This is a genomic window from Aeromonas sp. s8, assembly GCF_040907785.1.
GTDB classification, from domain to species: domain Bacteria; phylum Pseudomonadota; class Gammaproteobacteria; order Enterobacterales; family Aeromonadaceae; genus Aeromonas; species Aeromonas veronii.
This window is the reverse complement of sequence record NZ_JBFOCL010000057.1, coordinates 188,017-211,872: the sequence shown is the minus strand read 5'-3', so window position 1 is coordinate 211,872 and position 23,856 is coordinate 188,017. Positions and strand designations below refer to the sequence as shown.

Genomic DNA, 23,856 nt, shown 5'->3' with positions numbered 1-23,856 from the left:
AGAACATGCAGATTATTGCCCACCGTGGCGCCAGCGGTCTGGCGCCGGAGAACACCCTCAAGGCGATGGCCAAAGCACTGGAGTTGGGTGCGCCAGCCATCGAGATCGACGTGCAGGCGGCCGATGGCGAGTTGTGGATCTTCCACGACCGGCGGCTAGAGCGCTGCACCAACGGCAAGGGGGTGCTGACCGAACAATCCCGCTCCTATCTGGAGCAGCTCGATGCCGGTGAGGGAGAGGTGATCCCAACCCTGTGGCAGGTGATGGAGATCATCGCCGGACGCTGCGAGTTGCACATCGAGCTCAAGGGCGCCCATACCGCCGATGCGGTGGCAGCCCTGACCCGACGGGCAGAGGCCGAGCTGGGCTTTACTCCCGGCCAGTGGGTGGTCTCCTCCTTCCATCACCCGGAGCTGGCCCGATTTGCCGCCTCGCGGCCCGATATCCGGCTCGGTGCCCTGACCGCCAACCTGGCGCTCAACCTGGCGCAGTTTGCCGACGAGCTGGGGGCCTGGTCCATCAATTGCGATGTTGATTTCATCGACGCCGCGCTGGTCGATGATGCACATCGCCGGGGGCTCAAAGTTCTGGTTTATACCGTTGATTATCCAGAAGATTATGAAACGCTCTCTAGCATGGGGGTCGATGGAATCTTCACCAATCGACCAGATCGTTTTCTGACGCAGTGAGGGGGGGGATACGCACATGGATAACCACTGATTTAGGCACTAACTTTAAATAGCTGACCGGGATACAAAGAGTTCAACTTCAGCCGATAAACAGAGGCTCATAACAATAACTAGATTCCACACACACTTCAGACTGACGCTCACAAGGATGTAACTATGAACTTATCCATTAAAAACAAGCTTGTTCTGGCTATCGGGGTCATCATTCTGGTGATCACCTGCCTGCAGGTCTGGTACAACACCTCGCAACTGCGCAGCGAGACCCAGCGACTGGTCTGGAACATCATCGACGAAAGCTCCATGGCCAACGTCAAGGGGATCTCCCGCTGGGTCGACTCCCGGATCAGCATGGTCAGCACCACCAAGGAAGCATTCGCCAAAGAAGACGAACCCATCAGTCATCTGGCCCAGTCCATGAATGCCGGTGGCTTCGACCTGGTCTATGCCGGTACCGCAGACGGCAAGATGATCCAGAGCAAACCAACCGATTTGCCCGCCGGTTATGACCCCCGTCAACGCCCCTGGTACAAGGACGCGGCCGCCGCAGGCAAGCTGGTCATCACAGCCCCCTATGCCGATATCTCCACCGGCCAGCTGATTGTTACCATTGCCGAGCCGTTCCAGCGCGGCAATACCCAAGGGGTCATCGCCGGTGACGTCTCCATCAGCTCACTGATCTCGGACATTCTGGCGGTCACCACCGAGGGCACCTACGCCATGCTGGTGGACAGCAATGGCACCATCATCGCGCACCCCGATGCCTCCCTGAGCCTGAAATCCGCCACCGCTCTGGCACCGGAACTGACAGCCGCCTACATCAATCAGGTCGCTCATGACGGCATGATCAACGAGCTGGTGATCAGCGGCAAGAAAGAGGTCTACGACTTTAATGCCATTCCCAATACCAACTGGTATTACGGCATGATGGTGGATGAAGAGATCGCCTACCAGTCGGTACGCCGCATGGTTACCTCCTCCTTCATTCAGGGGCTTATCACCATACTGATCGTGGCAGGCTTCTCCTATGTCGCCATCAACGGCTCGCTGGCCCCTCTGAAAACCCTGGGCGAAGCGATTGCCGATCTCTCCCGTGGCAACGGCGATCTGACTCGCCGCATCAAGATTGAACGTGAGGATGAGGTGGGCGCTGTTGCCAAACACGTCAACACCTTCATCGAGCGGATCCATGTGATGGTGCAGGATATCTCCAATTCCTCCGGCCAGCTCAACCAGCAGGCCAAGTCCTCCCACAGCATGGCGGAGAAGGCCAATCAGGGTCTGGCACGCCAGCAAAACGAGATCTCCCAGATCGCCACTGCGGTACACGAGATGTCGGCCACCGCGGTCGAGGTCGCCAGCAACGCGGAGCAGACCGCCGAAGCGGCCCGCAGCTCCTCCAGCAGTTGCGAGCATGGCAAGCAGGTGATCGCCCGCAACCAGCGCTCCATCACCGATCTGGCCACCCAGGTGGAACAGGCCTCCAACATCATTCAGGAACTGGAGAAAAACGCTCAGGAGATCAACACCATCCTCTCCACCATTCAGGGCATCGCCGAGCAGACCAACCTGCTGGCACTCAACGCCGCCATCGAAGCGGCACGTGCCGGTGAACAGGGTCGCGGCTTTGCGGTGGTTGCCGACGAGGTGCGCGTCCTGTCACAGCGTACCCACAGCTCCACCGTCGAGATCCGCAATATGATCGAAACCCTGCAACGCAATACCCAGGGGGCGGTCAGCACCATGCACGAAGGCCAGCTGCTGGCCCAGAACAGCGTGGATGACGCCAACAACGCCACCGAGGCGCTGGAGCAGATCACCACCTCAATCAACCAGATCTCCGACATGGCGACCCAGATCTCCAGCGCGGCTGAAGAGCAGCGGGCCGTCACCGATGAGGTAAGTCGCAACATTCAGGCGGTGAAAGATGTCTCGGACGAACTGGCAGTGGATGCAGACAGCTCACGCCATCTCTCTGAACAACTTAAAAATATTTCGGGTGAACTGAGCAATCAGGTCGGCATGTTCCGCATTTGAGCATGAGCAAAAGGGGCCGTACAGGCCCCTTTTATTTTTCTAAATAGCGCTTAATTTTCAGTGAGTAATCTCACATTACCCGCCAAATACCCCGCCTTGAAATCCTTGTAATTCGTCTGGAATTATCAGATCACCGCCGTGGTCACCGCAGCATTTCGGATTACCTATTTCTATCCGAACAAATGAATGCCAATAATTCTCATTAAAAAATTACAATAAAAAACTTAAAATTTTTTTCGCGAGTACCTAAAAAGAGAGGTGATTCGCATTTTATTGAAAGAAAACTACGTACAATCCAGAAGTTAAAGTGCTCGTAGCTAGGTGTTCAACTGCTCAGTAACACCAAAAAATGACGATAATAACGACATTTTCATCCAGGGATTTGGGTGTTTTATAGAAAAATAACCAATAAAAAGGGAATAAAACCTAGCAGTTTGACTTGCATCAAGCCTGAATTTTTTTCATAGAGCAAAATCGTGCCCAGCAAATCTATCCCTAAGGAGGCAGATGTGGATATTATCAAGACCGATGTGGCCATCATCGGTGCTGGCGGTACCGGCTTACGCGCCGCTATCGCTATAGCCGAATCACAGCCAGACCTGGACATCGCCCTGATTTCCAAGGTTTACCCGATGCGCAGCCACACGGTTGCTGCCGAAGGCGGCGCCGCCGGTGTCGTCCGTGATGACGACTCCCTCGAAAACCACTTCAACGACACCGTCTCCGGTGGTGACTGGCTGTGCGAGCAGGACGTAGTGGAATACTTCGTCAACAACGCAACCAAAGAGATGATCCAGCTGGAGCACTGGGGTTGCCCATGGAGCCGCAAGCCGGATGGTAAAGCCAACGTGCGTCCGTTTGGTGGCATGAAGGTTCCGCGTACCTGGTTCGCCGCAGACAAGTCCGGTTTCCATATTCTGCACACCCTGTTCCAGACCTCCGTCAAATACCCGAGCATCAAGCGCTTCGACGAACATTTCTGTCTTGATCTGATCGTGGACGACGGCCGCGTTCAGGGCGTACTGACCTTCGACATCCAGAACGGTATCACCCGCTTCATCCAGGCCAAATCCGTGATCGTGGCAACCGGCGGCGCTGGCCGTGTCTATCGCTACAACACCAACGGTGGCATCGTCACCGGCGACGGCATGGCACTGGCCTACCGTCACGGCGTACCGCTGCGTGACATGGAATTCGTTCAGTATCACCCGACTGGTCTGCCGGGCACCGGCATCCTGATGACCGAAGGTTGTCGTGGTGAGGGTGGCGTTCTGCTCAACAAGGATGGCTACCGCTACCTGCAAGACTACGGCTTGGGCCCGGAAACGCCGATCGGCCAGCCGAAGAGCAAATACATGGAACTGGGTCCGCGCGACCGCGTTTCCCAGGCATTCTGGCAAGAGCAGCAGAAAGGCCGCGTCATTCAGGGCCCGATGGGCGATGTGGTTCACCTCGACCTGCGTCACCTTGGCGAGAAGTACCTGAAAGAGCGTCTGCCGTTCATCTGCGAACTGGCCAAAGCCTACGTCAACGTGGATCCGGCCAAAGAGCCTATCCCGGTACGTCCGACTGCCCACTACACCATGGGTGGTATCGAGACTGACAACAAGTGTGCCACCCGTCTGCCCGGCCTCTACGCCGCGGGCGAATGTGCCTCCGTCGGTCTGCACGGTGCCAACCGTCTGGGTTCCAACTCCCTGTCCGAGATCGTGGTATTCGGCAAGCTGGCCGGTGAGCAGGCAGGTGAATTTGCCAAGACTCAGAAGCATGGCAACACCGAAGCGCTGGCCGCCAAGGCCGAGGCGCTCATCAAGCAGCACCTCTCCCTGATGGACGTAGACGGTACTGAAAACCCGGCAGACATCCGCAACGAACTGGGCATGTCCATGGAAGCCGGTGTCGGTATCTACCGTACCGAAGAGCTGATGCAGGGCACCATCGACAAGATCAACGAGCTGAAAGCCCGTTACAAGAAGGTCAAGATCAACGACAAGTCCTCTGTCTTCAACACCGATCTGCTGTACGCCATCGAACTGGGTTACATGCTGGACGTGGCTGAAGCCATGGCGCACTCCGCCATCAATCGTAAAGAGTCCCGCGGTTCCCACCAGCGTCTGGATGGTTACGAAGAGCGCGATGACGTGAACTTCCTCAAGCACACGCTCTCGTTCTACCAAAATGGCGAAACGCCCTCCATCGATTACTCCGATGTGAAGATCACTAAGTCCCAGCCGGCAAAACGCGTGTACGGCTCCGAGGGTGAGAAACAAGACGAGGCTAAGAAGAATGGCTGAGATGATTGAAATTGAGATCCTGCGCTACCGTCCGGAACAGGATAACGAGCCCTGGATGCAAACCTTCCAGGTGCCATACCAGAGAGAGATGTCTCTGCTGGACGCCCTGCAGTACATCAAGGATCACCTGGACTCTACCCTGAGCTTCCGCTGGTCCTGCCGGATGGCGATCTGCGGCTCTTGCGGCATGATGGTCAACGGTGTGCCCAAGCTGGGTTGCAAGGCGTTCCTGCGCGACTATCTGCCGGGCAAGATGACCGTCGAGCCGCTCAACAACTTCCCGATCGAGCGCGATCTGGTGGTCGACATGTCCGACTTCATCGAGAAGCTGGAGAGCATCAAGCCGTACATCATCCCGAGCGAGCCGCGCAGCCTGTGTGATGGCGAGTACATCCAGACTCCGGCCCAGATGGCGCAGTACAAGCAGTTCTCCCAGTGCATCAACTGTGGTCTCTGCTACGCAGCCTGCCCGCAGTACGGCATCAACAAGAAGTTCACCGGTCCGGCGGCACTGGCTCTGGCCTATCGCTACAACGTCGACAACCGTGATGCCGGCGCCAAAGAGCGTATGCGCATCATCAGCCAGGACGAAGGCGTCTGGGGCTGTACCTTCGTGGGCTACTGCTCTGAAGTGTGCCCGAAAGGCGTCGATCCGGCTGCGGCCATCCAGCTTGGCAAGGTCGAAAGCGCCAAGGACTACATGATCGCCATGTTCAAGCCAGATTGAGAGCAGGATTGAGACCATGAACAACACTGATAGCAAACGTAAACCTTACGTCCGCGAAATGAAGAAAGACTGGTGGCTGAAGAACGCCTTCTACACCGGTTACATGATCCGTGAAGGCACCAGTATCTTCGTCTCCATCTACGCCGTTGTGCTGATGTGGGGCCTGATGCGCCTGGTTCAAGGTCAGGAAGCGTTCAACGGCTGGCTGGAATCCCTGCAAAGCCCGATCGCCATCCTGTTCCATGTCGTCGCTCTGGCGGCGTGCCTGTTCCATGCCAAAACCTGGTTCGCCCTGGCGCCGAAAGCCATGCGTATCTTCCGTGGTGAAGACCTGGTACCGGAGAAGCCGATCGTTCTCGCCCAGTATGTGGCGCTGGCGGTGGTGTCCCTGCTTGTCCTGATCATCGTGGCCTGAGGAGAAAACAATGAGACGTTCTGACGAACCAATTTACTGGGGTCTGTTTGGTGCGGGTGGCATGGTCGTTGCCATGCTGCTGCCGGTCATTGTCCTCATCACCGGTCTGCTGGTGCCCATGGGCATCATGGACGTGGAAACCATGAGCTATGACCGCGTGCACGCGTTCGCCAGCTCCTGGTGGGGTGCCTGCATCCTGCTGGTGATCATCGCCCTGCCAGTCTGGCACGGCATGCACCGTATCTACCACGGTCTGCACGATCTGGGGATCCACACCACCAAGCTGCACCACTATGTGTTCTATGGCTTTGCCTTCCTGGTATCTGCCATTAGTGTCGGCCTGCTGATGGTACTGGTACTCCAGTAATCACATCTGACTGATTGACCAAACCGGGCCTCGTGCCCGGTTTTTTATTGCCCCGCTATCCCACCCTGCTTTTTATTCACTCAAACAATTCGATAAAAACCAGATTATCGTCCAAACATATGGCGATCACAGTCACATAACCCCGATACATTCGTCATTTGCAGCAAACCATTTTGACCACCATCAATTTAGTGACATCCATATCAATTATAATTATTCAGATTAAATAATTATTCATATGGAGCTAGCTAATGACAGACAAAACACGCTCGGTGAGCATAGGCAGTTACCTGGCACTGGCCTTCGCCGTGGTCTTCTTCTCCGGACTGTTGCAATCCGGCGAGTGGTATGGGGTATTCGATTTCACCACGCTGAACGGTTCGTTCGGCACCATGGTCCAGAGCGTCAGCGAGAATGGTGACGGCATCAAGACCGCCATGACCGACATGCGCGGCAAAGGGGGCAACGGGGCGCGAGACGGTTTTCTGTTCGCCCTGACCCTGATCCCCACCGTGATGTTTGCCCTCGGCATGATCAATGTGCTGGAACACTACGGCGCGCTGGAGGCGGCACGCAAGCTGCTGACCCCGCTGCTGCGCCCGCTGATGGGGATCCCGGGCAATACCGGCCTCGCCCTTATCGCCTCGCTGCAGAGTACCGATGCCGGTGCCGCCATGACCCGTCAGCTCAAGGATGAAGGGCTCATCACCAAGCGTGAAACCGACGTATTCACCATGTTCCAGTTCTCCGCTGGTGCCACCATCGTCAACTTCTTCTCCTCCGGCGCCGTGCTGTTCACTCTGACGCTGGCAGATGGCAGCCCGGCGGTCAGCTCCTCCATCGGTCTGGCTGTCATCGTGATGTTCGCCTTCAAATTTGTCGGGGCCAACCTGTTCCGGGTCTACCTCAATATGAGCGAAGGCAAGCAGACCGATAACAACACCCAGCAGACTCTCAACACTCAGGAGCAAGCCAAATGAGCCAGGACAACATCAAGAAACCCATCGTCACCGATATCTTCGTCGAAGGGGCCAAGAAGGGCTGGGTCATCGCCACCACCTCCACCGTACCCAACGTACTGATGGCCTTCGTCATCATCAAGGCGCTGCAGATCACCGGCGCGCTGGATGCCATGGGCGCCATCTTCTCCCCCGTCATGGCCATCTTCGGTCTGCCCGGTGAAGCGGCAGCCGTGCTGATCGGCGCCTGGATGTCGATGGGCGGTGCGGTCGGTGTGGTCATCACCCTGTTCGATCAGGGGATCCTCAACGGCACCCACATCGCCATTCTGGCGCCAGCCATCTACCTGATGGGCTCACAGGTGCAGTACATGGGCCGCATCCTCGGCTGTATCGGCACCGAAGGGCGTTACATCCCCATCATGGTCGCCATCTCGGTACTCAACGCCTTCGGCGCCATGCTGGTGATGAACATCCTTCTCTGACCCGAACCTGATAGTGGAGCAAACAATGACTTTTTCTCTGGATCAATACCTGACCGAGCTGGCCCCGCTGATCAATCTGGATTGCGGATCCCTCCACCAGCCGGGCATTGCGGCAGTGGCCGACCTGATGGCTGCCAAATATGAGGCGATGGGCGGCTGGCAGATCAAGCGGGTCGACTGTGGCGCAGCCGGGGTGGGACTGGAGATCCGCAACCAGCCTGATGCGGCACAGATCGATGTAATGCTGATCGGCCATATGGATACCGTCTTCCCCCTCGGCACCGCCGCCGCCCGCCCGATGAGCATCGATGGTGAGCGCGCTTACGGTCCCGGTGTCTCCGACATGAAATCGGGGCTGCTCAACATCGTCTATGCCCTGCGTGAACTGCCCCGCGAGGTGCGCGATCGCCTGAGCATCTGCGTCTGCATGAACCCGGACGAGGAGATTGGCTCCCTCCACTCCAGCGACTGGCTGACAACAGTGGCCAAACGGGCGAAACAGGTGCTGGTGGCCGAAGCGGCCCGCGCCGATGGCTCGCTGGTCAAGGCGCGCAAGGGGATGGCCCGTTATCGCATCGACTTCACCGGCAAGGCAGCCCACGCGGGCAACGAACCGCAGAAGGGGCGCAGCGCCATCACCGAGCTGGGCCACTGGATCCTGGCCATCAACGCCCTGACCAACTTCGAGAGCGGCACCACCCTCAACATCGGCATTGTCGAGGGGGGCAACGGCGCCAACATAGTGCCGGCACATGCCAGCGCCGTGGTGGATGTCCGTTTCTGGGACAATCAGGAGTACCACCAGATCAACGATCATCTGCTCACCCTGGCCGAGCGGCCCCATCTGGACGGTGTCACCATCCAGCTGACCCGCGAGGCCCACAAACCGGCCATGGTGCCATCAGAAGGCACTCAGGCACTGATGCTGCTGGTGGAAGAGTGTGGCGCCGAACTGGGACTGCCAATCAGCTGGCAGGAGGTGGGGGGCGGCTCCGATGCCAACCTGACCGCCGCCCTCGGCATTCCCACTCTGGATGGTCTGGGCCCCATCGGTGCCGGTTTCCACAGTGACGAGGAGTATCTGGAGCTGGCCAGCATTGCCCCGCGCATCGAGTTGCTGGTGAAGGTACTGACCCGTCTGGCGGCCTGACAGCCTCTCACGTAAAAAAGGGCCAGCCGGTTTGCACCGGCTGGCCCTCTGTTTATCTGCTCCCCCTGAATGACAGCAACCCTTCGCCATTACTCCATCGGCGGCAAGAAGCGGCGCATCACCTCATCCGTATGCCCCCCTTCCTGAAATGCCACCAGCGACTGATTGAGGATGTTCACCAGCTGGTGGCCGCGGGGGGAGCCCTTGCTCACCAGCAGATAGAATCCCTTGCGACTGGGCAGGGCGAGATTGAGCAACCCGCTCTCGCTGCGGTAGATGCCAAGGCTGATGCCAGCCACCAGAGGTTCGATTTCACTTGGCAGAAAGTCGCAGCGATCCCGCTCCAGCATATCGAGCGCCTGCTGCAACTGTTTGACCCGGCGTGGTTCCTGCGCAAGCCCGTAAGGTGTGTAGTTGTAACCAATCACCCCGCACACCCGGGAGCGATTGACCGTCTGCAGATCCGGCGGTTCGGGGTAGCGGCGCTTGAGATAGAAGAAACCGAGGTGGGTGTAGTAGAGGGGAACGCTGTAGAAGGCAAACTCGGCCCGCTCCGGCTTGTAGCTGGCATCCCAGGTCAGCTCGCACAGACCATTCTGGCGATAATCCGCCAGCTCCTGCTGCACCCGCGCCCAAGGCAGATAGCGGATCTGGTGCGAGAGCCCGCTCTGTTGTAATGAATCGAGCACCAGCGTCGTCGCCGAACCGGTCAGGCGGCTGGTATCGGGCACCCCGTCCTTGCGCTCCCAGTAGGTAAAGGGGGCCCACTCGTTGCCCTCCCCCAGACAGATCTTCACTGGTGGCTCTTGCCCCCATAGCACGGGGGACAAGATGGCCATCGCCAATCCCGCCCACCATGTTGCCGCTCGTTTCATCTCCCGCTCCCGGACTGTTTATCCCTCTTGCAGCTTAGCCCAGAAGGGATAGTGCTCACTTTGCAGGGGCGCTTTCATGCCATAACGCCAGCAAATTGGCCGGAATGGCACCATAACGAAGCTGCGGCGTCTGGTGCCAGTCAGCCAGCTTTTGCAGGGCTTTCGCCAGATCCTGTGCAAGCGTGCGGGTCACTCTCACTCCGGCCTCCAGATAGAGGCTCTTGATCTCGAAGATCCCCTGCTGGCGATGGACCTTGGCATCCATCCTGCCCACCAGCTTGCCGCGATGCAGCAGCGGCAACACGAAGTAACCGTACTGACGCTTCGGCGCCGGGGTATAGCACTCGATGCGATAGTCAAAGTTGAACAGTTCACTGGCCCGTTTGCGATCCCACACCAGCGGGTCAAACGGCGACAAGATTGTGGTATGGGTTGCCTTGAGGGTGCCCGCCTGTGCCCTTGCCAGCTCATCGGCCAGCGAGGCGTGCACAAAAGCGCCGTGCTGCCACCCCTCCACCCGTATCGGCAGCAGCTCACCCTCGTCCGCCAGCTGATGGAGCTGGGCGTCATATTTGCCGCGCCGCAGCCGGTAGTAGTCCGCCACCCAACCGGTTTTGACCAGCCCCAGCGCCCGGCAGCTGGCGCGCACCATATCCCGCTGCGCCTGCTCGACGCTTGGCAGATCCCGCTGGTCGCTCCACTCGGGGATGACCCGCTCGGCCAGGTCATAGACTCGCTGAAAGTTGCGCCGCTCCCGCACCATCAGCTGACCGCTGGTAAACAATACCTCCAGATGGCGCTTCTCCGGTTTCCAGTCCCACCAGCCATTCCCCTTGCCGGTTGTGCGTTCAAAGTCGGCCGCCCGCACCGGACCGTGCTGACGAATGCGCTCGATAAGCTGGCCAATCTCCTGCTGATGGGTAGCGAGCCAGTTGGCTGAAAACTTCCACCCCATGGCGGCAGGGTCGAGCATCCGGTGGCGCAGCAGCCGGTAATCCTCGCGGGGCACAAAGCAGGCCTCGTGGGCCCAATATTCGAAGATCTCGCCGTCGGCCAGCAGCTGCTCCAGCCAACGCGGTTCGTACTGGCCAAGGCGGCTAAAGAGCACCAGATAGGGGCTGCGCGCCACCACCGAGATGGTATCGATCTGCAGCAGCGCCATGCGGCGAATGGTGGCCAACAGATCGGCCGGGGTCGCCTTGCTGCGACGGGGGGCGAGCAGCCCTTGCGCCGCCAGTTGCAGATGACGGGCATCTTGCAGTGACAAATGGGTAATCGACATCAACAACCGCTCCCTGTTATCTGGCCATCGCGCGCCCGGCGGATAGCCAACAAAACCGGGGGAGGCCCCACGCTGGCATGCCTCCCCTCCCTTGTGTGCCAGCCCCGCTATGAGTGGGCCGGGGGCAAGACCAGCTGATTGACCACCAGCATGATCTCTTGATAAGTGGCCTCGACCGTCTCGGGGGTCGGCTCCAGAATAAGGTCATCGGCATAGCCGTTGATGAGGGAGGTGATCTGACGCGCCAGTCGCCGGGCATCGCCCGCCACAAACTCGCCGCTGTCGATCCCCTTTTGCAGGATCTGCTCCAGCACCTCGCGCCACGCCAGAATGATTTTGCGGTAGCTCTCGGCAAACACAGGGTCGCGCAGTGACTCGTTCCAGGCATCTAGGTAGATGGCCCAGGAGGCATCCTGACTGGTCGGCAGGTTGTCCCGCACAAAGAGCGGCAACGCTTCGCGGGCGGGAAGCGGCAGCAACCACTCCCGCTGCTCGGCGATCTCCTGATAGGTGAAACGCTCCACGGCGCAGAGGCAAAGCTCCTTCCAATCCTTGAAGTAGTGGTAGACGTGGCTGCGCGCCAGACCGGTGCGCTCGGCAATATCACGGGTTGACGATGCCGCCATCCCCTTCTCCCGAAACAGGGCCAGTACGGCCTCGATGATCATCTCTTTGCGCTGTTCTGCTGATGGGCGTGCCATCTGACCTCCTGCGATATCAATCGAACTGCTTGACTTTGAGCAGTCGCTCAAACAAACTTTGAGCACTCGCTCAAAATTAGCGTTTCCGACATCTTAGGAGATAACCCATGACAACACCAACCACTTCGGCAGCCAGTTGCAACGAGCAGGCCACGCCGTTGCCACACTCGGCCGGTCGTTCGCTGGGGGCGATTGCGCGGGCCAATCCCCTCAAACTGGCGGGCACCTTCTCACTGGTGGCCCTCGAAAACATCCTGCTGGTGGTCTATCCCCTGTTCGCCGGCTTTGCCATCGACGCCATCGTCAAGGGCCAGTGGCTGCAGGCTTCGAGCTACGCCCTGATCGTGCTGCTGTTCTGGCTGATCGGCGCCCTGCGCCGGGCGGTCGATACCCGCACCTTTACCCATATCTATGCGGCGCTGGCTGTGCCGGTGATCCTGACCCAGCGCCAGCAGCAGGAGCGGCAATCCACCATAGTGGCGCGGGTCACCCTGGCGCGGGAGTTTGTCGACTTCTTCGAGAAACATATCCCGATCCTGGCTACCAGCCTGATCTCCATCGTCGGGGCGGCCGTGATGCTGATGGTGATCGAGTTCTGGGTCGGCATCGCTTGCATGGGGGTATTGCTGCTGTTCGGCCTGCTGTTGCCCGGCTTTTCGCGCAAGAACCAGCTGCTGCACGAGCGGCTCAACGATCGGCTGGAGCACGAGGTCAAGCTGGTCACCCATGCCCAGTCAGCCAGCCTCTCCCGCCACTACCGCGCGCTGGCCTGGATCCGCATCCGGATTTCGGATCGGGAGGCACTCGCCTTTCTGGCGGTCGGCATCAGCGCCTCCCTGCTGTTCCTGCTGGCCATCACCATGCTGATGGCCCAGCACCAGGTCTCGGCAGGCCATGTCTATGCTGTGATGACCTACCTCTGGAACTTTGTCACCAGCCTGGATGAGGGGCCCGGTCTTGCCGATCAGCTGGCCCGGCTGAGAGACATAGGCCGCCGGGTCAATACCGCCCAACCCGATGAAATAATTTGACATTTTGTATCTGTAACCGGAGTAGAAGATGAATCCGACCACCCTTTGCCAACGAGCGTTGACCATGTGTATCAGCTGTTTTTTCCTCGCCGCCTGCGGCCCCAAGATGAGCGACTTTGAGCCCAACACCAGCTACTGGTTCAAGGAGAAACCGGCAGAGGAGAGCGCCCCGCTGGCACAAGACATGAAGGTGGATATCGCCATCGTCGGCGGTGGCTACAGCGGCCTCTCCAGTGCCTGGCATCTGGCCAAGGCCAACCCGTCGCTCAAGATCGCCATCTTCGAGGCCAAGCAGGTGGGCAGTGGCGCCTCGGGCCGCAACGGCGGCATGGTGTTGCCGGGCTCCGAGGTGATGGACCTCTACGAAGAGGGGGAAGCGAGCAAACGTCACTACGATCTCACCGTCGCCAGCATGCGCAAGCTGCAGGCGCTGGTGGCCTCAACCGGCGTCGAGGCCGACCTCAAGCTCGATGGCTATGTGGAGGCGATCCTCGATGAGGAGGATATCCCCGAGTACCGCGACTATGTGAAAACCGCCAATCGCCTTGGCATCCCGCTCCAGTACTGGAACGCCGATACCACCGAGGAAAAACTCGGCACCGACCGCTACGTGGGGGCTGTCTACGACCCCAATGGCGGTCAGGTACACGCCATGAAACTGGTCAATGCCCTGCGCAAGGCAGTGGAGCAGGCGGGCGTCACCATCTATGAGCAGAGCCCGATAATGGGGATCAAGGAGGGCAAGCAGATCGAGCTCAATGTGGCCGACAAGTACAAGGTGGCCGCCAACAGCATAGTGCTGGCGACCAACGGCTATACCTCAAAACTTGGCTACTTCAGCGGGCGAGTCTTTCCGGTGCACGCCCAGAGCGCCGTCACCGAGCCGCTCAGCAAAAAGCAGCTGGCCGCCATCCAGTGGCAGAGTCGGGTGCCCTACTACGACACCCGCAATATCCTGTTTCATCTGGTATTGACCCCGGATAACCGCATCGTCATCGGTGGCGGCAATGCCGAGTACGTCTTCAACGACGGCCTCAACTACAAGGGCGATCTTAACCGGGTCAGCGAGATGATGATGGCCGAGCTGGTGACCCTCTATCCGGCCCTCAAGGGGATCAAATTTGAGCAGGTGTGGGACGGGGTACTCGGCATGACCGGTGACAGCACCGAAGCAGTGGGGGTAATGGGGGATCACAAGAACATCTACTACGCCCTCGGCTACAACGGCCACGGCATCAACCTCTCCTTCCTGTTTGGCGACATTGTGGCCAGCCTCTATCAAGGCAAGGAGCACCCCTGGTTCAACCACGCGGAGCAGAGTCTGCCGATGTGGCTGCCGCCAGAGCCGTTCAAGTCAATCGGCGTCAAATCTGCCCTGATGTACTACCAGTGGCAGGACAAGGGCTACAAGGAGTAGCGCTGGGCAAGAATCCGACGAGTAACAGACGAAGGCACGCCTCAGGGCGTGCCTTTCTGCAATACCGCCACATCGGCGTGGGGGAAGCTGAGCTCGGCCTGCCAGCGGGCGGCCAGCACCTGAAACGATGCCTCGGCAAAGAAGACGATGTGGGTCGGGTCGTGGCGATAGCGCCAGTTTTTAAACCGTTCGTCACTGAGCACCCGCTGGGTCTGCAGCACCAGCAGGCCACCGGGCTTGAGGCAATCCCACAACTGCGCCAGCACCGTGCGCGGCTCGGCAATATGCTCGATCACCTCGGTACTGGTGATGAAGTCATACTGACGCGTCAGCAACTCGGGAAAGTCGGCGTAGAACTTGTCATACCCCGCCATCTGGTAACCCGCCTCGCGCCCCATCGCCAACAGCGCGGGGCCCGGGCCACAGCCAAAATCGAGGCCACTGGCAGGGGTTGGCACCCGACTCAGTACCTCGCCAAATGCTCGCATCAGAAAGGTGCGATAACGGGGATCATCCACCCGATTGTCGTGACCGTCATAGACCGCCTTCTCCGCCGCCTCATCCAGATGATCGGCCTCATCCAGCCAGACCAGCTCGCACGCGAGGCAGCGATGATAGCGCTTGCCCGCCACCGGCAGGGGATAACTGCGATGGCTGGCACACAGGGGGCAGCTGACGGGGGATGACATGACGGTTCCTCTTTGGTGCTTCCTGTTGGATAACAGCGGCGCAGATTGCCTGCCCGCAGCCTCGCTGACAACTTTTTTTGCTCCTTAAGGGTTTCTTAAGTTTGCCCTTTTACTCTCAAACCATCGCAAGAGAAGGAGTCACCCATGACCACCGAGATCCAGGCCCCCTACCGATTGCTGCTAGCCAAGTCCCCGCAGCAGGTCATGGCGCTGCAAAGCTATATCCAGGCAGCCTACACCCTCGAGTTCAACGCCCGCATCCCCCATTTTCTCCCCTGCCTGCTGGGGCTCTATCGGGCGGATGGGACGCTGGTCGGCGCCTGTGGTCTCAATCATGCCAGTGAGGGGCCTCTCTATCTGGAACAGTATCTGGAGCAACCCATCGAGGCCGCCATCAACACCCGCCTCGGGGTCTCTCCGGCACGCAACCGCATTATCGAAGTGGGCAATCTGGCCTGCAGCGAACCGGGCAATGCCCGCCTGATGTTTGCGGCCCTGTGTCGTCTGCTGTGTGAAAACGCCCTCGACTACGTGGTCTTTACCGGCACGGCCAAGCTGCGCAACAGCTTTGCCCGCCTGCAACTCAATCCGGTGGAACTGGCCCCCGCCCAGGCCCATCAGGTGGGGGCCGACGCCGATGCCTGGGGTGAGTACTACCGCTGCCAACCCAAGGTGATGGTGGGCGACATCAATCAGGGGCGCGAGGTGCTGGCCCAGCGCAGCCTGCTGCTCAATCTGCTGGCCCCCATGCCGACCCTGTTTGACGAGACCAGCAAGAGCAATGATAACCAGACCCATCAAAAAAGGTGCGCCCAATGAGCCTGTTCGACGCCATCGCCAAACATGCCCACGAGAATCCGCAATCCCCTGCGCTGCTGAGCAGCCTGCAGCGTCTCGATTACCAGACCCTGTGGCAACAGATCCAGCGTCTGGCCAGCCAGCTGCAACAGCTCGACATCAGCCGTCTGGCGCTGCAACTGGACAACGGCCTGTCCTGGGCGCTGCTGGATCTCGCCTGCACCAAAGCCGGGATCGTGGTCATACCGGTGCCCCACTTCTTCAGTCAGGCCCAGCAGGCCTGGTTGCTGGAGAGCAGCGGCGCCGATGCGCTGGTGGGCCCACATCATCAGGGATGGCATGCCGCCGAGCCGCTCTCGCTGATCACCGGCGAGCTGCCATTATGGCGCCATACCCCGACCAATCGACCGGCGCTGCCCAAGGGCACCGCCAAGATCACTTACACCTCCGGCACCACGGGCCAGCCCAAGGGTGTCTGCCTGTCACTGGCCCAGATGATGGCGGTGAGCCATGCGCTGGCCGAGCGAGTCGCGTCAGCCAAGGTGGAAAAACACCTGACCCTGCTGCCGCTGGCGACCCTGCTTGAGAACATCACCGGCCTCTATGTGCCGCTGCTGACCGGCGCCTGCAGCCGCATTCCGTCCCTCGGGGAGCTCGGTTTCACCGGCTCCAGCTCGCTCAATCCAGCCATGCTGGGGGAAGCCCTGCTGCGCTGGTCGACCCATAGTCTGGTGCTGGTGCCCGAACTGCTGCGCCTGCTGCTGGCGCTCTGCACCAGCACACCGACGCTGGCCCGGCAGCTCAAGAGCCTGCGCTTTATTGCCGTCGGTGGCGGCAAGGTGGCCCCCGACCTGATCAAACACGCCCGCCAGCTCGGCCTGCCGGTGTATGAGGGATATGGCCTCTCGGAGTGCGGCTCCGTGGTGGCGCTCAACAGCCCGGATGCTGACAAGCTCGGCAGCGTCGGCCGCCCCCTGCCCCACTGTCAGGTCACCATCGCCAGCGACGGCGAAATTATGGTGAGCGGCAGTGCCATGCTGGGCTATCTCGGCAGCAACGAACCGACTCCCGAACAGATTGCCACCGGCGATCTGGGTCATCTCGATGAAGAAGGCTACCTCCATATCACCGGGCGCAAGAAGAATGTCCAGATCACCGCCTTTGGCCGCAACTTCTCCCCCGAGTGGGTGGAGGCCGAAGCACAGCTCTGCCCCGCCATCGCCCGCATCGTGGTCTTTGGCGATGGTCAGCCCGCCAACGTGGCGCTGATCCAGCCCCTGCCGGGCAAAGAGGCGGATCTGCCCCGCCAGATCGCCGGTCTGAATCAGCGGCTGCCCGATTATGCCCGGCTGCACCACTGGTTGCCGGTGGCGCTGGATCAACATCCCGGGCTGCTGACCGCCAACGGGCGCCCCCGTCGCAACGAGATTTACCAACACTTTTCCCGGCAAATCAGCCAATGCCTTACAGGAGAATCGTCATGAGCTTCTATCAGACTCTGCAACAAGCCACTGCCAGTGAGCGTGAGCATCTGTTCAACGCCCCCATCATCGAAGCCTGTCTCCGTGGCGATATCAGCCGTGACACCTATCTCGCCTTTCTGGCGCAGGCTTACTACCACGTGCGCCACACAGTTCCACTGCTGATGGCAACCGGCGGCAAGCTGGGTCAGGAGTACGAGTGGGTGCGCGGCGCCATTGCCGAGTACATCGACGAGGAGTATGGCCATCAGGAGTGGATCCTCAACGATATCCGCGCCTGTGGCGGTGATGCCGAGGCGGTGCGCCACGGCCAGCCGGGGCTGCCCATCGAGCTGATGATCGCTTTCCTCTACGACCAGATCCAGCGCGGCAACCCCATGGGCTTCTTCGGCATGGTGCAGGTACTGGAAGGCACCAGCGTGGCCATCGCCCTCACCGTCGCCGACCAGCTGAAAAAGGGACTCGGCCTGCCACCGCAGGCGATGAGCTACCTGAGCTCCCACGGCGCCCTGGATCAGGAACACCTCAAGTTCTTTGAATCCCTGATGGATCGGGTCGAGAGTCCGGCGGATCAGGCCGCCATCATCCACGGGGCCAAGGTGGTCTATCGCCTTTATGGCGAGATGCTCTACAACCTCACCGCCACACCGTAAGTCGGCAGCGGATCAGCAGACAGCAAAAAGGGAATCCATACCATGAACCTTGAAGGGAAACTCGTGCTGCTCACCGGCGCCAGCGGTGGCATAGGTGAGGAGCTGGCACAGGAGCTGGCGGCCCAAGGGGCACACCTGCTGCTGCATGGTCGTCGCGGCCCGGCACTGGAGCGGCTGTGCAAGTCACTGCCCCATCCCGAGCGCCATCAGGTGGTGCTCGCCGACCTCGGCTCTGCGCAGGAGCGGGCCAAGCTGTTGCAACACCCTGCGCTGGAGGACGGGATCGACATCCTGATCAACAACGCTGGCTGCAACCAGTTTGCCTGGCTGGAAGATCAGAGCTTTGAGCAGGTGGAGCGCCAACTGCTGCTCAATATCGAGGCGCCCATCCAGCTCACCCGTGCCCTGCTGCCAACCATGCGCAAGCCGGGGATCATCATGAACATGGGCTCGAGCCTGGGCAGCATCGGCTACCCCGGTTACAGCGTCTACTGCGCCAGCAAATTTGCCCTGCGCGGCTTTAGCGAAGCGCTGGGACGGGAGCTGGAGGGGAGCGGCATCAAGGTGCTGCACTTTGCACCCCGCGCCACCCGCACCAAGCTCAATTCTGAGGCCGCTTACGAGATGAATGCGGCGCTCGGCACCCAGACCGACAGCCCGCAGGAAGTGGCCGAAGAGGCGGTCATCGCCCTGTGCAACGAAACCCGCCGCAGCTGGCTCGGCTGGCCGGAAAAACTGTTCGTGCGGCTCAATGCCCTGCTGCCTGGCATCGTCGACAAGGCGCTGGCCAGACAGCTGCCGATCATCAAACGTTATGCCCGTCATCTTCAGCCAGGGACGGCTGATGCTGGCGCCAACAGTGCGCCACAACCAGACTTGTCCCGCCCGATCCCGACCAAGAAGGAGCATTAATATGAATTTTTTCCGTCAATCCGTGACCTCTTGTGCCATCGCCATCCTGCTGGGATCCACCTCAGTCATGGCCGCGAATGATGCCCTCGTCCCCATCCAGCAACAGTGGGCCGTCTGCCAGTATCAACAGACCGGCAAGGCGAAAGAAAGCTGCCTCGAAACCCTGAGCACCCAGGCCGAAGCGGCCAGCGCCAAGGAGCCTTTTCGCGCCGATCTGCTGATCTGGTCTGCCATCGTCAAGAGCACCTGGGCGGGGGCCAAAGGGGGGCTGGGGGCACTGGGTCTGGTGAAAGAGGCCAAGGCCAAGCTGGAGCTGGCACTCGAACAGGATCCCAAGGCGCTGGACGGCTCCGCCTACACCAGTCTGGGCTCCCTCTACTATCAGGTGCCCGGCTGGCCGGTCGGCTTTGGCGATGACGAAAAGGCAGAGCAGCTGCTCAAGCAGGCGCTGGCCATCAATCCGGATGGCATCGACCCCAACTTCTTCTACGGTGACTTCCTGCTGGATCAGGGTCGCAAGGCCGAGGCCAAAACCTATCTCGACAAGGCGCTGGCCGCCCCGGCCCGCCCGGGCCGCGAAGTGGCCGACGAAGGGCGCAGAATGGAGATCCGCGATCGGCTGGCCAAGCTATAAAACCCTGATGGATCAAAGAACTATTTAAACTCTGCCCACCAGCTTGCATACTGGTGGGCAGGGTTGTTTATGCCACGGCACGCCCTGGCGCTGAGCCAGATCGCCACACCCAACAAACAGGGAGAAAAGAATGCGGATCCTGCTGGTGGAAGATGATGTGATGCTGGGGGATGGTATGCAGGATGCACTGCGGCATAGCGGCTACACGGTGGACTGGCTGCAACAGGGGTTGCCTGCTCTGGCAGCCCTCAAGAGCGACGAGTTCGCCGCCCTGATCCTCGATCTCAACCTGCCCGACATCGATGGCCTCAGCCTGCTGCGCAAGTTGCGCCGGGAGGGCCACCAGCTGCCGGTGCTGATCCTCACCGCCCGCGATGCGCTGGACGATCGGGTGGTCGGCCTTGATGCCGGCTCCGACGACTACATGGTCAAGCCCTTCGCCCTGCAGGAGCTCAACGCCCGCCTGCGCGCCCTGGTTCGCCGCAGCAAGGGGCAGGCTCAGGCGGTACTGGAGTATGGCGATATCCTTATCTATCCCGAATCCCAGCAGGTCACCTATCAGGGGGAGGCGGTCAAACTCACCCCCCATGAATACAAGTTGCTGCAGGAGCTGATCAGCCAGAGCGGCCGGGTATTGAGCAAGGATCAGCTGCAACAGAGCCTCTACGGCTGGGATGAAGGGGCCGAGAGCAACGCGGTAGAGGTGCATATCCACCATCTGCGCAAGAAGTTCTACAGCGACCTCATCCGCAATATTCGCGGGGTCGGCTACATCATTCCCCAGCTCGAACAGCCAAGCCGGACACCTGCACGATGAAACGCCCCCGCTCCATTCGCCGCTTTCTGCTCACCGGTATCCTGACGCTGGTAAGCCTGAGTCTCACCATCAGCGCCTTTATCGGCTACATGGAGGCGAGCCACGAAATGGAGGAGCTGTTTGATGCCCGCCTCGCCCAGTCGGCCCGCATCACCAACCAGCTGCTGGCTCGCTACATGGCCCAGCAGGGGCAACTGCCCGCCAACGGCACCGTCTATCAGGAGTGGGAGGCGCAAAATCCCGATGAGTGGCAAAAAGACCCCAGCCTCAACCTGACCGGCGAGGATCGGGAGATCACCCCCTACGGCCACGAGTTCGAACGCAATCTCTACTTCCAGCTACTCGATGAAAAGGGCGGCTTGCTGCTGCGCGCCCCCAGCGCCCCAGAGCAGCCGCTGGTCACCCTGGCCATCGGCTTTGACACGGTCGAAAAAGATAATCACCAGTGGCGCACCTTCACCCTCTACAACCAGCAGGAGCAGACCTGGCTGGTGGTGGCCGAGCGGGACGACGAGCGCAGCGAACTGGCCAGCAAGATGGCCACCCTCACCATGCTGCCGCTGCTGATCACCCTGCCCTTCCTGCTGGCCCTGCTCTGGTGGCTCATCACACGCGGGCTGGCCCCCTTGCGTCAGCTGGCCCAGGCCATCAGCGAACGTCACCCCGCCAACCTGAGCCCCCTCAGCCTCAAGATAAGCGCTCAGGAGCTGACGCCTCTCACCAACGAGATCAACCGGCTGATGCAGGCGCTGGCGGAGACCATAGAGCGGGAGAAACAGTTTACCAACGAGGCGGCCCACGAGCTGCGCACCCCGCTGGCGGTGCTGCGGATCCACAGTGAAAATGCCCTGGCTGCCGAAGATGAAGTGAGCCGCCAGCAATCCCTGCACAAGATGCTGCAGGCCCTCGATCGCAGCGATCGGCTGATCCGCCAACTGCTGACCCAGGCCCGTATCGACAACCAGCAGGGGCTGGTATTGACCGAGCTGGAGATAGGCCACCTGCTGCAAGGCACCCTCGCGACCCTGGCTCCCATCGCGCTCAAGAAGGATCAGCAGCTGTCGCTGGAGTGTGAATTGCCGCAGCTGGTGATGGGGCAGGCCACCCTGCTCGAGCTGCTGTTCAGCAACCTGATCGACAATGCGTTGCGCTACACCCAGCCAGAGGGCGAGATCAGGGTGCGGGTTCAGCGAGAGGGCAACCGGGTGAGGGTGGATGTGAGTGACAACGGCCCCGGCATTCCCGCCAGTGCCTTGCCCCGGCTGTATGAACGCTTCTTTCGGGTCAATCCCCAGCAGGGGGATGGCGTGGGTCTCGGCATGGCCATCGTCTCGCGCATCGCCCAGCTGCACGGCGCCGACCTCGATGTCCACAACCGGCCGGAAGGGGGGCTGGAGGTGAGCGTGTTACTCCCGCTCCCGCTGGCAAGATAAGCGATAAGTAAAGAGCCCGCGATGCGGGCTCTTTACTTTCAATCACAATCTGGCTGCACGGTAAAGGTTCGACTGGAGTCCACTGGGCCCAGCTCCGCCAGCAGGCGGCGGCCAAGCAGCACCGGATAGATCATCTTGCTGCGATCCCGCAGGGTGAACCACTCCTCATACACCTTGTTCCCCAGACAGATGGACATGGTCACCGTTGGCCGCTGCTCCATGCCGCCCGCCCCGCGCACCGTCACGCTGCGCTCGACCCGCCGCTCGAACTGCTGCTTGACCAGCTTGCCGCTGTCGGCATCGGTCACCACCAGCATGAAGCGCACCCAGGGCTTGCCATCCCGTTTGAATCTGGTGATGGAGCGTGCATCAAGGGAAGAGGTGAGCGCCCCGGTGTCGAGCTTCATCTTCACCGCCACGCCGGTAGGCAAAATAAGCCCCTTCTCGATCCAGCCATAGCTGGTCGGGGTCTCAGCCAGCGCACTGCCACACAGTGCCAGCATCAGGGTGATCCCCACCATCATCTTGCCCATTTTATGGCCCTGCCTTGTCAATCCTGCGCCCAGATCTACCACAGTCCCATTGTGGGTCAATCCGATTTATTTCAGCTACTTGGATAATATCTGGCGGGTCAGGAGAGAGACGACAAAGAGTGGCCGAACGGCGGCCCAAGCGGGCGGGAATATCGAAGGAGAGCAAGGCACCGAACGGTGCTGGATGAAACTGGTGGTTAACCTCAGGTTGTGACGCCAAAGGCTACCACAAGGATTTACAAATTATCAGTCTTGTTCTGAAGGGATTTTTGCCTACACTGTTGTAAACCGGAGGGCCTGAAAACCACCGGTTTTTTTGCGCCTGCCGAAAATTTGCCACTGCAAAAGTGACTTTCAACAAGGCTCAATAAGGAATTTGTAATGCGTATCGAAGAAGACTTGAAGCTCGGTTTCAAGGATGTCCTGTTCCGCCCCAAGCGCTCTACTCTCAAGAGCCGTTCCCAAGTCAGCCTGACCCGTCAGTTCACCTTCAAACACACTCAGACCCAATGGCAAGGCGTACCCGTCATCGCCGCCAACATGGATACCGTCGGCAGCTTCGCCATGGCGCGCACGCTGGCCGGTTTCGAGATGATGACCGCGGTACACAAGCACTACAGCCTTGAGCAGTGGCAAGCTTTCGTCAACGAGACCGACCCGGCGCTGCTGGGCCATGTGATGGTCTCCACCGGCACCTCGGCTGAAGATTTCGCCAAGACCCGCCAGATCCTCGCCATGTCCGAAGCGCTGCGCTTCATCTGTGTCGACGTGGCCAACGGCTACTCCGAACACTTCGTCGAATTCGTGCGCAAAATTCGTGAAGCCTGCCCCAACCACGTCATTCTGGCGGGCAACGTGGTGACAGGCGAGATGGTCGAAGAGCTGATCCTCTCCGGCGCCGACATCGTCAAGGTTGGCATCGGCCCGGGCTCGGTCTGCACCACTCGCGTCAAGACCGGCGTCGGTTATCCGCAGCTCTCCGCCATCATCGAGTGTGCCGATGCGGCCCACGGCCTCGGCGGCCAAATCGTCGGTGACGGCGGCTGCACCTGCCCGGGCGACGTCGCCAAAGCCTTCGGCGGTGGCGCCGACTTCGTCATGCTGGGTGGCATGCTGGCAGCCCACGAGGAGTGCGGTGGCGAGATCGTCGATGTAGACGGCGAACCCTTCATGAAGTTCTACGGCATGAGCTCCTCCAGCGCCATGGACAAGCACGCCGGCGGCGTCGCGGAATACCGCGCCTCCGAGGGTAAAACCGTGCTGCTGCCCTACCGCGGCCCGGTCGAGAACGCCGTGCGCGACATTCTGGGCGGCGTGCGCTCCACCTGTACCTACGTGGGCGCCAGCCAGCTGAAAGAGCTCACCAAACGCACCACCTTTATCCGGGTTCGTGAGCAAGAGAACAACGTCTACGGCAAGGAGTAACCTGCCACAGACCGCCGTCACGCGCTGACGGTTAGAAGCCAGTCAACCGGTGTGC

At 60.2% G+C, this 23,856-nt stretch carries 24 protein-coding genes; 19 read left to right on the top strand and 5 right to left on the bottom strand.

Annotation, left to right across the window (positions count from 1 at the left end; genetic code table 11):
- The first annotated feature begins 5 nt into the window (after positions 1-5).
- From AB5Y86_RS20355 to AB5Y86_RS20315, 9 genes are all read left to right on the top strand, one after another.
- On the top strand, positions 6-689 hold the full coding sequence (locus AB5Y86_RS20355) for a glycerophosphodiester phosphodiesterase (RefSeq protein ID WP_368193915.1): 684 nt from the start codon (positions 6-8) through the stop codon (positions 687-689).
- Positions 690-845: 156 nt separating this feature from the next.
- Positions 846-2,723 (top strand): methyl-accepting chemotaxis protein, encoded by a 1,878-nt coding sequence (locus AB5Y86_RS20350; RefSeq protein WP_368193914.1) that lies wholly within the window; start codon positions 846-848, stop codon positions 2,721-2,723.
- A 509-nt stretch (positions 2,724-3,232) separates the two neighbouring features.
- Complete coding sequence (frdA, locus tag AB5Y86_RS20345; RefSeq protein ID WP_005362288.1) at positions 3,233-5,017, top strand: fumarate reductase (quinol) flavoprotein subunit; 1,785 nt, start codon at positions 3,233-3,235, stop codon at positions 5,015-5,017.
- Positions 5,010-5,744, top strand: coding sequence for a succinate dehydrogenase/fumarate reductase iron-sulfur subunit (locus AB5Y86_RS20340; protein WP_005335057.1), 735 nt, complete (start codon positions 5,010-5,012; stop codon positions 5,742-5,744). Before frdA ends, AB5Y86_RS20340 begins: the two co-directional genes overlap by 8 nt.
- 16 nt (positions 5,745-5,760) lie before the next feature.
- A complete protein-coding gene (locus tag AB5Y86_RS20335; protein WP_005335058.1) occupies positions 5,761-6,159 on the top strand; it encodes a hypothetical protein in 399 nt (132 codons plus the stop codon).
- A gap of 10 nt (positions 6,160-6,169) precedes the next feature.
- Complete coding sequence (gene frdD, locus AB5Y86_RS20330) at positions 6,170-6,526, top strand: fumarate reductase subunit FrdD (RefSeq protein ID WP_005335059.1); 357 nt, start codon at positions 6,170-6,172, stop codon at positions 6,524-6,526.
- Between the two features lie 251 nt (positions 6,527-6,777).
- Positions 6,778-7,506 (top strand): nucleoside recognition domain-containing protein, encoded by a 729-nt coding sequence (locus AB5Y86_RS20325; RefSeq protein WP_005335061.1) that lies wholly within the window; start codon positions 6,778-6,780, stop codon positions 7,504-7,506.
- A complete protein-coding gene (locus AB5Y86_RS20320; protein ID WP_368193913.1) occupies positions 7,503-7,970 on the top strand; it encodes a YjiG family protein in 468 nt (155 codons plus the stop codon). Before AB5Y86_RS20325 ends, AB5Y86_RS20320 begins: the two co-directional genes overlap by 4 nt.
- A 25-nt stretch (positions 7,971-7,995) precedes the next feature.
- The gene (locus AB5Y86_RS20315; protein ID WP_368193912.1) at positions 7,996-9,120 is read left to right on the top strand and encodes a M20 family metallopeptidase; all 1,125 of its coding nucleotides are present in this window, start codon (positions 7,996-7,998) and stop codon (positions 9,118-9,120) included.
- 89 nt (positions 9,121-9,209) lie between these two features.
- Here AB5Y86_RS20315 and AB5Y86_RS20310 read toward each other — a convergent pair whose 3' ends face one another.
- The 3 genes from AB5Y86_RS20310 to AB5Y86_RS20300 all read right to left on the bottom strand — a co-directional run bounded on the left by AB5Y86_RS20310 (position 9,210) and on the right by AB5Y86_RS20300 (position 11,978).
- Positions 9,210-9,959: an ABC transporter substrate-binding protein gene (locus AB5Y86_RS20310; protein ID WP_041202139.1), complete on the bottom strand. Its 750-nt coding sequence runs from the start codon at positions 9,957-9,959 to the stop codon at positions 9,210-9,212.
- 91 nt (positions 9,960-10,050) lie between these two features.
- Positions 10,051-11,277: a winged helix-turn-helix domain-containing protein gene (locus AB5Y86_RS20305; protein WP_368193911.1), complete on the bottom strand. Its 1,227-nt coding sequence runs from the start codon at positions 11,275-11,277 to the stop codon at positions 10,051-10,053.
- A gap of 107 nt (positions 11,278-11,384) precedes the next feature.
- Complete coding sequence (locus AB5Y86_RS20300; protein WP_005335070.1) at positions 11,385-11,978, bottom strand: TetR/AcrR family transcriptional regulator; 594 nt, start codon at positions 11,976-11,978, stop codon at positions 11,385-11,387.
- Positions 11,979-12,085: 107 nt separating this feature from the next.
- On the opposite strand from AB5Y86_RS20300, the gene AB5Y86_RS20295 reads away from it, so the two are divergent.
- Entirely contained in the window at positions 12,086-13,009 is a 924-nt protein-coding gene (locus AB5Y86_RS20295) for an ABC transporter six-transmembrane domain-containing protein (RefSeq protein ID WP_368193910.1), read from the top strand.
- Between the two features lie 64 nt (positions 13,010-13,073).
- Positions 13,074-14,426, top strand: a complete 1,353-nt coding sequence (locus AB5Y86_RS20290; RefSeq protein ID WP_368193909.1) for an NAD(P)/FAD-dependent oxidoreductase — start codon at positions 13,074-13,076, stop codon at positions 14,424-14,426.
- 41 nt (positions 14,427-14,467) lie between these two features.
- Here the strand turns inward: AB5Y86_RS20290 and AB5Y86_RS20285 are convergent, their stop codons facing one another.
- Positions 14,468-15,115, bottom strand: a complete 648-nt coding sequence (locus AB5Y86_RS20285) for a class I SAM-dependent methyltransferase (RefSeq protein WP_335837225.1) — start codon at positions 15,113-15,115, stop codon at positions 14,468-14,470.
- Between the two features lie 144 nt (positions 15,116-15,259).
- Between AB5Y86_RS20285 and AB5Y86_RS20280 the strand changes: the two genes are divergently transcribed.
- From AB5Y86_RS20280 to AB5Y86_RS20250, 7 genes are all read left to right on the top strand, one after another.
- Positions 15,260-15,934 (top strand): thermostable hemolysin, encoded by a 675-nt coding sequence (locus tag AB5Y86_RS20280; protein WP_368193908.1) that lies wholly within the window; start codon positions 15,260-15,262, stop codon positions 15,932-15,934.
- On the top strand, positions 15,931-17,397 hold the full coding sequence (locus AB5Y86_RS20275; RefSeq protein WP_368193907.1) for an AMP-dependent synthetase/ligase: 1,467 nt from the start codon (positions 15,931-15,933) through the stop codon (positions 17,395-17,397). Before AB5Y86_RS20280 ends, AB5Y86_RS20275 begins: the two co-directional genes overlap by 4 nt.
- A complete protein-coding gene (locus AB5Y86_RS20270) occupies positions 17,394-18,047 on the top strand; it encodes a TenA family transcriptional regulator (RefSeq protein ID WP_368193906.1) in 654 nt (217 codons plus the stop codon). Before AB5Y86_RS20275 ends, AB5Y86_RS20270 begins: the two co-directional genes overlap by 4 nt.
- Positions 18,048-18,089: 42 nt before the next feature.
- Positions 18,090-18,959, top strand: a complete 870-nt coding sequence (locus AB5Y86_RS20265; protein WP_042082681.1) for an SDR family oxidoreductase — start codon at positions 18,090-18,092, stop codon at positions 18,957-18,959.
- A 67-nt stretch (positions 18,960-19,026) separates the two neighbouring features.
- Positions 19,027-19,593, top strand: a complete 567-nt coding sequence (locus tag AB5Y86_RS20260; protein WP_368193942.1) for a tetratricopeptide repeat protein — start codon at positions 19,027-19,029, stop codon at positions 19,591-19,593.
- A gap of 130 nt (positions 19,594-19,723) precedes the next feature.
- Positions 19,724-20,410 (top strand): response regulator, encoded by a 687-nt coding sequence (locus AB5Y86_RS20255; protein ID WP_005335091.1) that lies wholly within the window; start codon positions 19,724-19,726, stop codon positions 20,408-20,410.
- Complete coding sequence (locus AB5Y86_RS20250) at positions 20,407-21,843, top strand: ATP-binding protein (RefSeq protein WP_368193905.1); 1,437 nt, start codon at positions 20,407-20,409, stop codon at positions 21,841-21,843. Before AB5Y86_RS20255 ends, AB5Y86_RS20250 begins: the two co-directional genes overlap by 4 nt.
- A gap of 38 nt (positions 21,844-21,881) precedes the next feature.
- Here AB5Y86_RS20250 and AB5Y86_RS20245 read toward each other — a convergent pair whose 3' ends face one another.
- On the bottom strand, positions 21,882-22,376 hold the full coding sequence (locus tag AB5Y86_RS20245) for an ATP-dependent zinc protease (RefSeq protein WP_368193904.1): 495 nt from the start codon (positions 22,374-22,376) through the stop codon (positions 21,882-21,884).
- Between the two features lie 381 nt (positions 22,377-22,757).
- On the opposite strand from AB5Y86_RS20245, the gene AB5Y86_RS20240 reads away from it, so the two are divergent.
- Positions 22,758-23,801, top strand: a complete 1,044-nt coding sequence (locus AB5Y86_RS20240; protein ID WP_005348017.1) for a GMP reductase — start codon at positions 22,758-22,760, stop codon at positions 23,799-23,801.
- The last annotated feature ends 55 nt before the right edge of the window (positions 23,802-23,856 follow it).

Bases quoted from the DNA above. Each gene is read 5' to 3' on its own strand.
- AB5Y86_RS20355 (WP_368193915.1), top strand. From the start codon at position 6: ATGCAGATTATTGCCCACCGTGGCGCCAGCGGTCTGGCGCCGGAGAAC.
- AB5Y86_RS20350 (WP_368193914.1), top strand. From the start codon at position 846: ATGAACTTATCCATTAAAAACAAGCTTGTTCTGGCTATCGGGGTCATC.
- AB5Y86_RS20340 (WP_005335057.1), top strand. From the start codon at position 5,010: ATGGCTGAGATGATTGAAATTGAGATCCTGCGCTACCGTCCGGAACAG.
- AB5Y86_RS20335 (WP_005335058.1), top strand. From the start codon at position 5,761: ATGAACAACACTGATAGCAAACGTAAACCTTACGTCCGCGAAATGAAG.
- frdD (WP_005335059.1), top strand. From the start codon at position 6,170: ATGAGACGTTCTGACGAACCAATTTACTGGGGTCTGTTTGGTGCGGGT.
- AB5Y86_RS20325 (WP_005335061.1), top strand. From the start codon at position 6,778: ATGACAGACAAAACACGCTCGGTGAGCATAGGCAGTTACCTGGCACTG.
- AB5Y86_RS20320 (WP_368193913.1), top strand. From the start codon at position 7,503: ATGAGCCAGGACAACATCAAGAAACCCATCGTCACCGATATCTTCGTC.
- AB5Y86_RS20315 (WP_368193912.1), top strand. From the start codon at position 7,996: ATGACTTTTTCTCTGGATCAATACCTGACCGAGCTGGCCCCGCTGATC.
- AB5Y86_RS20310 (WP_041202139.1), bottom strand. From the start codon at position 9,959: ATGGCCATCTTGTCCCCCGTGCTATGGGGGCAAGAGCCACCAGTGAAG.
- AB5Y86_RS20305 (WP_368193911.1), bottom strand. From the start codon at position 11,277: ATGTCGATTACCCATTTGTCACTGCAAGATGCCCGTCATCTGCAACTG.
- AB5Y86_RS20300 (WP_005335070.1), bottom strand. From the start codon at position 11,978: ATGGCACGCCCATCAGCAGAACAGCGCAAAGAGATGATCATCGAGGCC.
- AB5Y86_RS20295 (WP_368193910.1), top strand. From the start codon at position 12,086: ATGACAACACCAACCACTTCGGCAGCCAGTTGCAACGAGCAGGCCACG.
- AB5Y86_RS20290 (WP_368193909.1), top strand. From the start codon at position 13,074: ATGTGTATCAGCTGTTTTTTCCTCGCCGCCTGCGGCCCCAAGATGAGC.
- AB5Y86_RS20285 (WP_335837225.1), bottom strand. From the start codon at position 15,115: ATGTCATCCCCCGTCAGCTGCCCCCTGTGTGCCAGCCATCGCAGTTAT.
- AB5Y86_RS20280 (WP_368193908.1), top strand. From the start codon at position 15,260: ATGACCACCGAGATCCAGGCCCCCTACCGATTGCTGCTAGCCAAGTCC.
- AB5Y86_RS20275 (WP_368193907.1), top strand. From the start codon at position 15,931: ATGAGCCTGTTCGACGCCATCGCCAAACATGCCCACGAGAATCCGCAA.
- AB5Y86_RS20270 (WP_368193906.1), top strand. From the start codon at position 17,394: ATGAGCTTCTATCAGACTCTGCAACAAGCCACTGCCAGTGAGCGTGAG.
- AB5Y86_RS20265 (WP_042082681.1), top strand. From the start codon at position 18,090: ATGAACCTTGAAGGGAAACTCGTGCTGCTCACCGGCGCCAGCGGTGGC.
- AB5Y86_RS20260 (WP_368193942.1), top strand. From the start codon at position 19,027: ATGGCCGCGAATGATGCCCTCGTCCCCATCCAGCAACAGTGGGCCGTC.
- AB5Y86_RS20255 (WP_005335091.1), top strand. From the start codon at position 19,724: ATGCGGATCCTGCTGGTGGAAGATGATGTGATGCTGGGGGATGGTATG.
- AB5Y86_RS20250 (WP_368193905.1), top strand. From the start codon at position 20,407: ATGAAACGCCCCCGCTCCATTCGCCGCTTTCTGCTCACCGGTATCCTG.
- AB5Y86_RS20245 (WP_368193904.1), bottom strand. From the start codon at position 22,376: ATGGGCAAGATGATGGTGGGGATCACCCTGATGCTGGCACTGTGTGGC.
- AB5Y86_RS20240 (WP_005348017.1), top strand. From the start codon at position 22,758: ATGCGTATCGAAGAAGACTTGAAGCTCGGTTTCAAGGATGTCCTGTTC.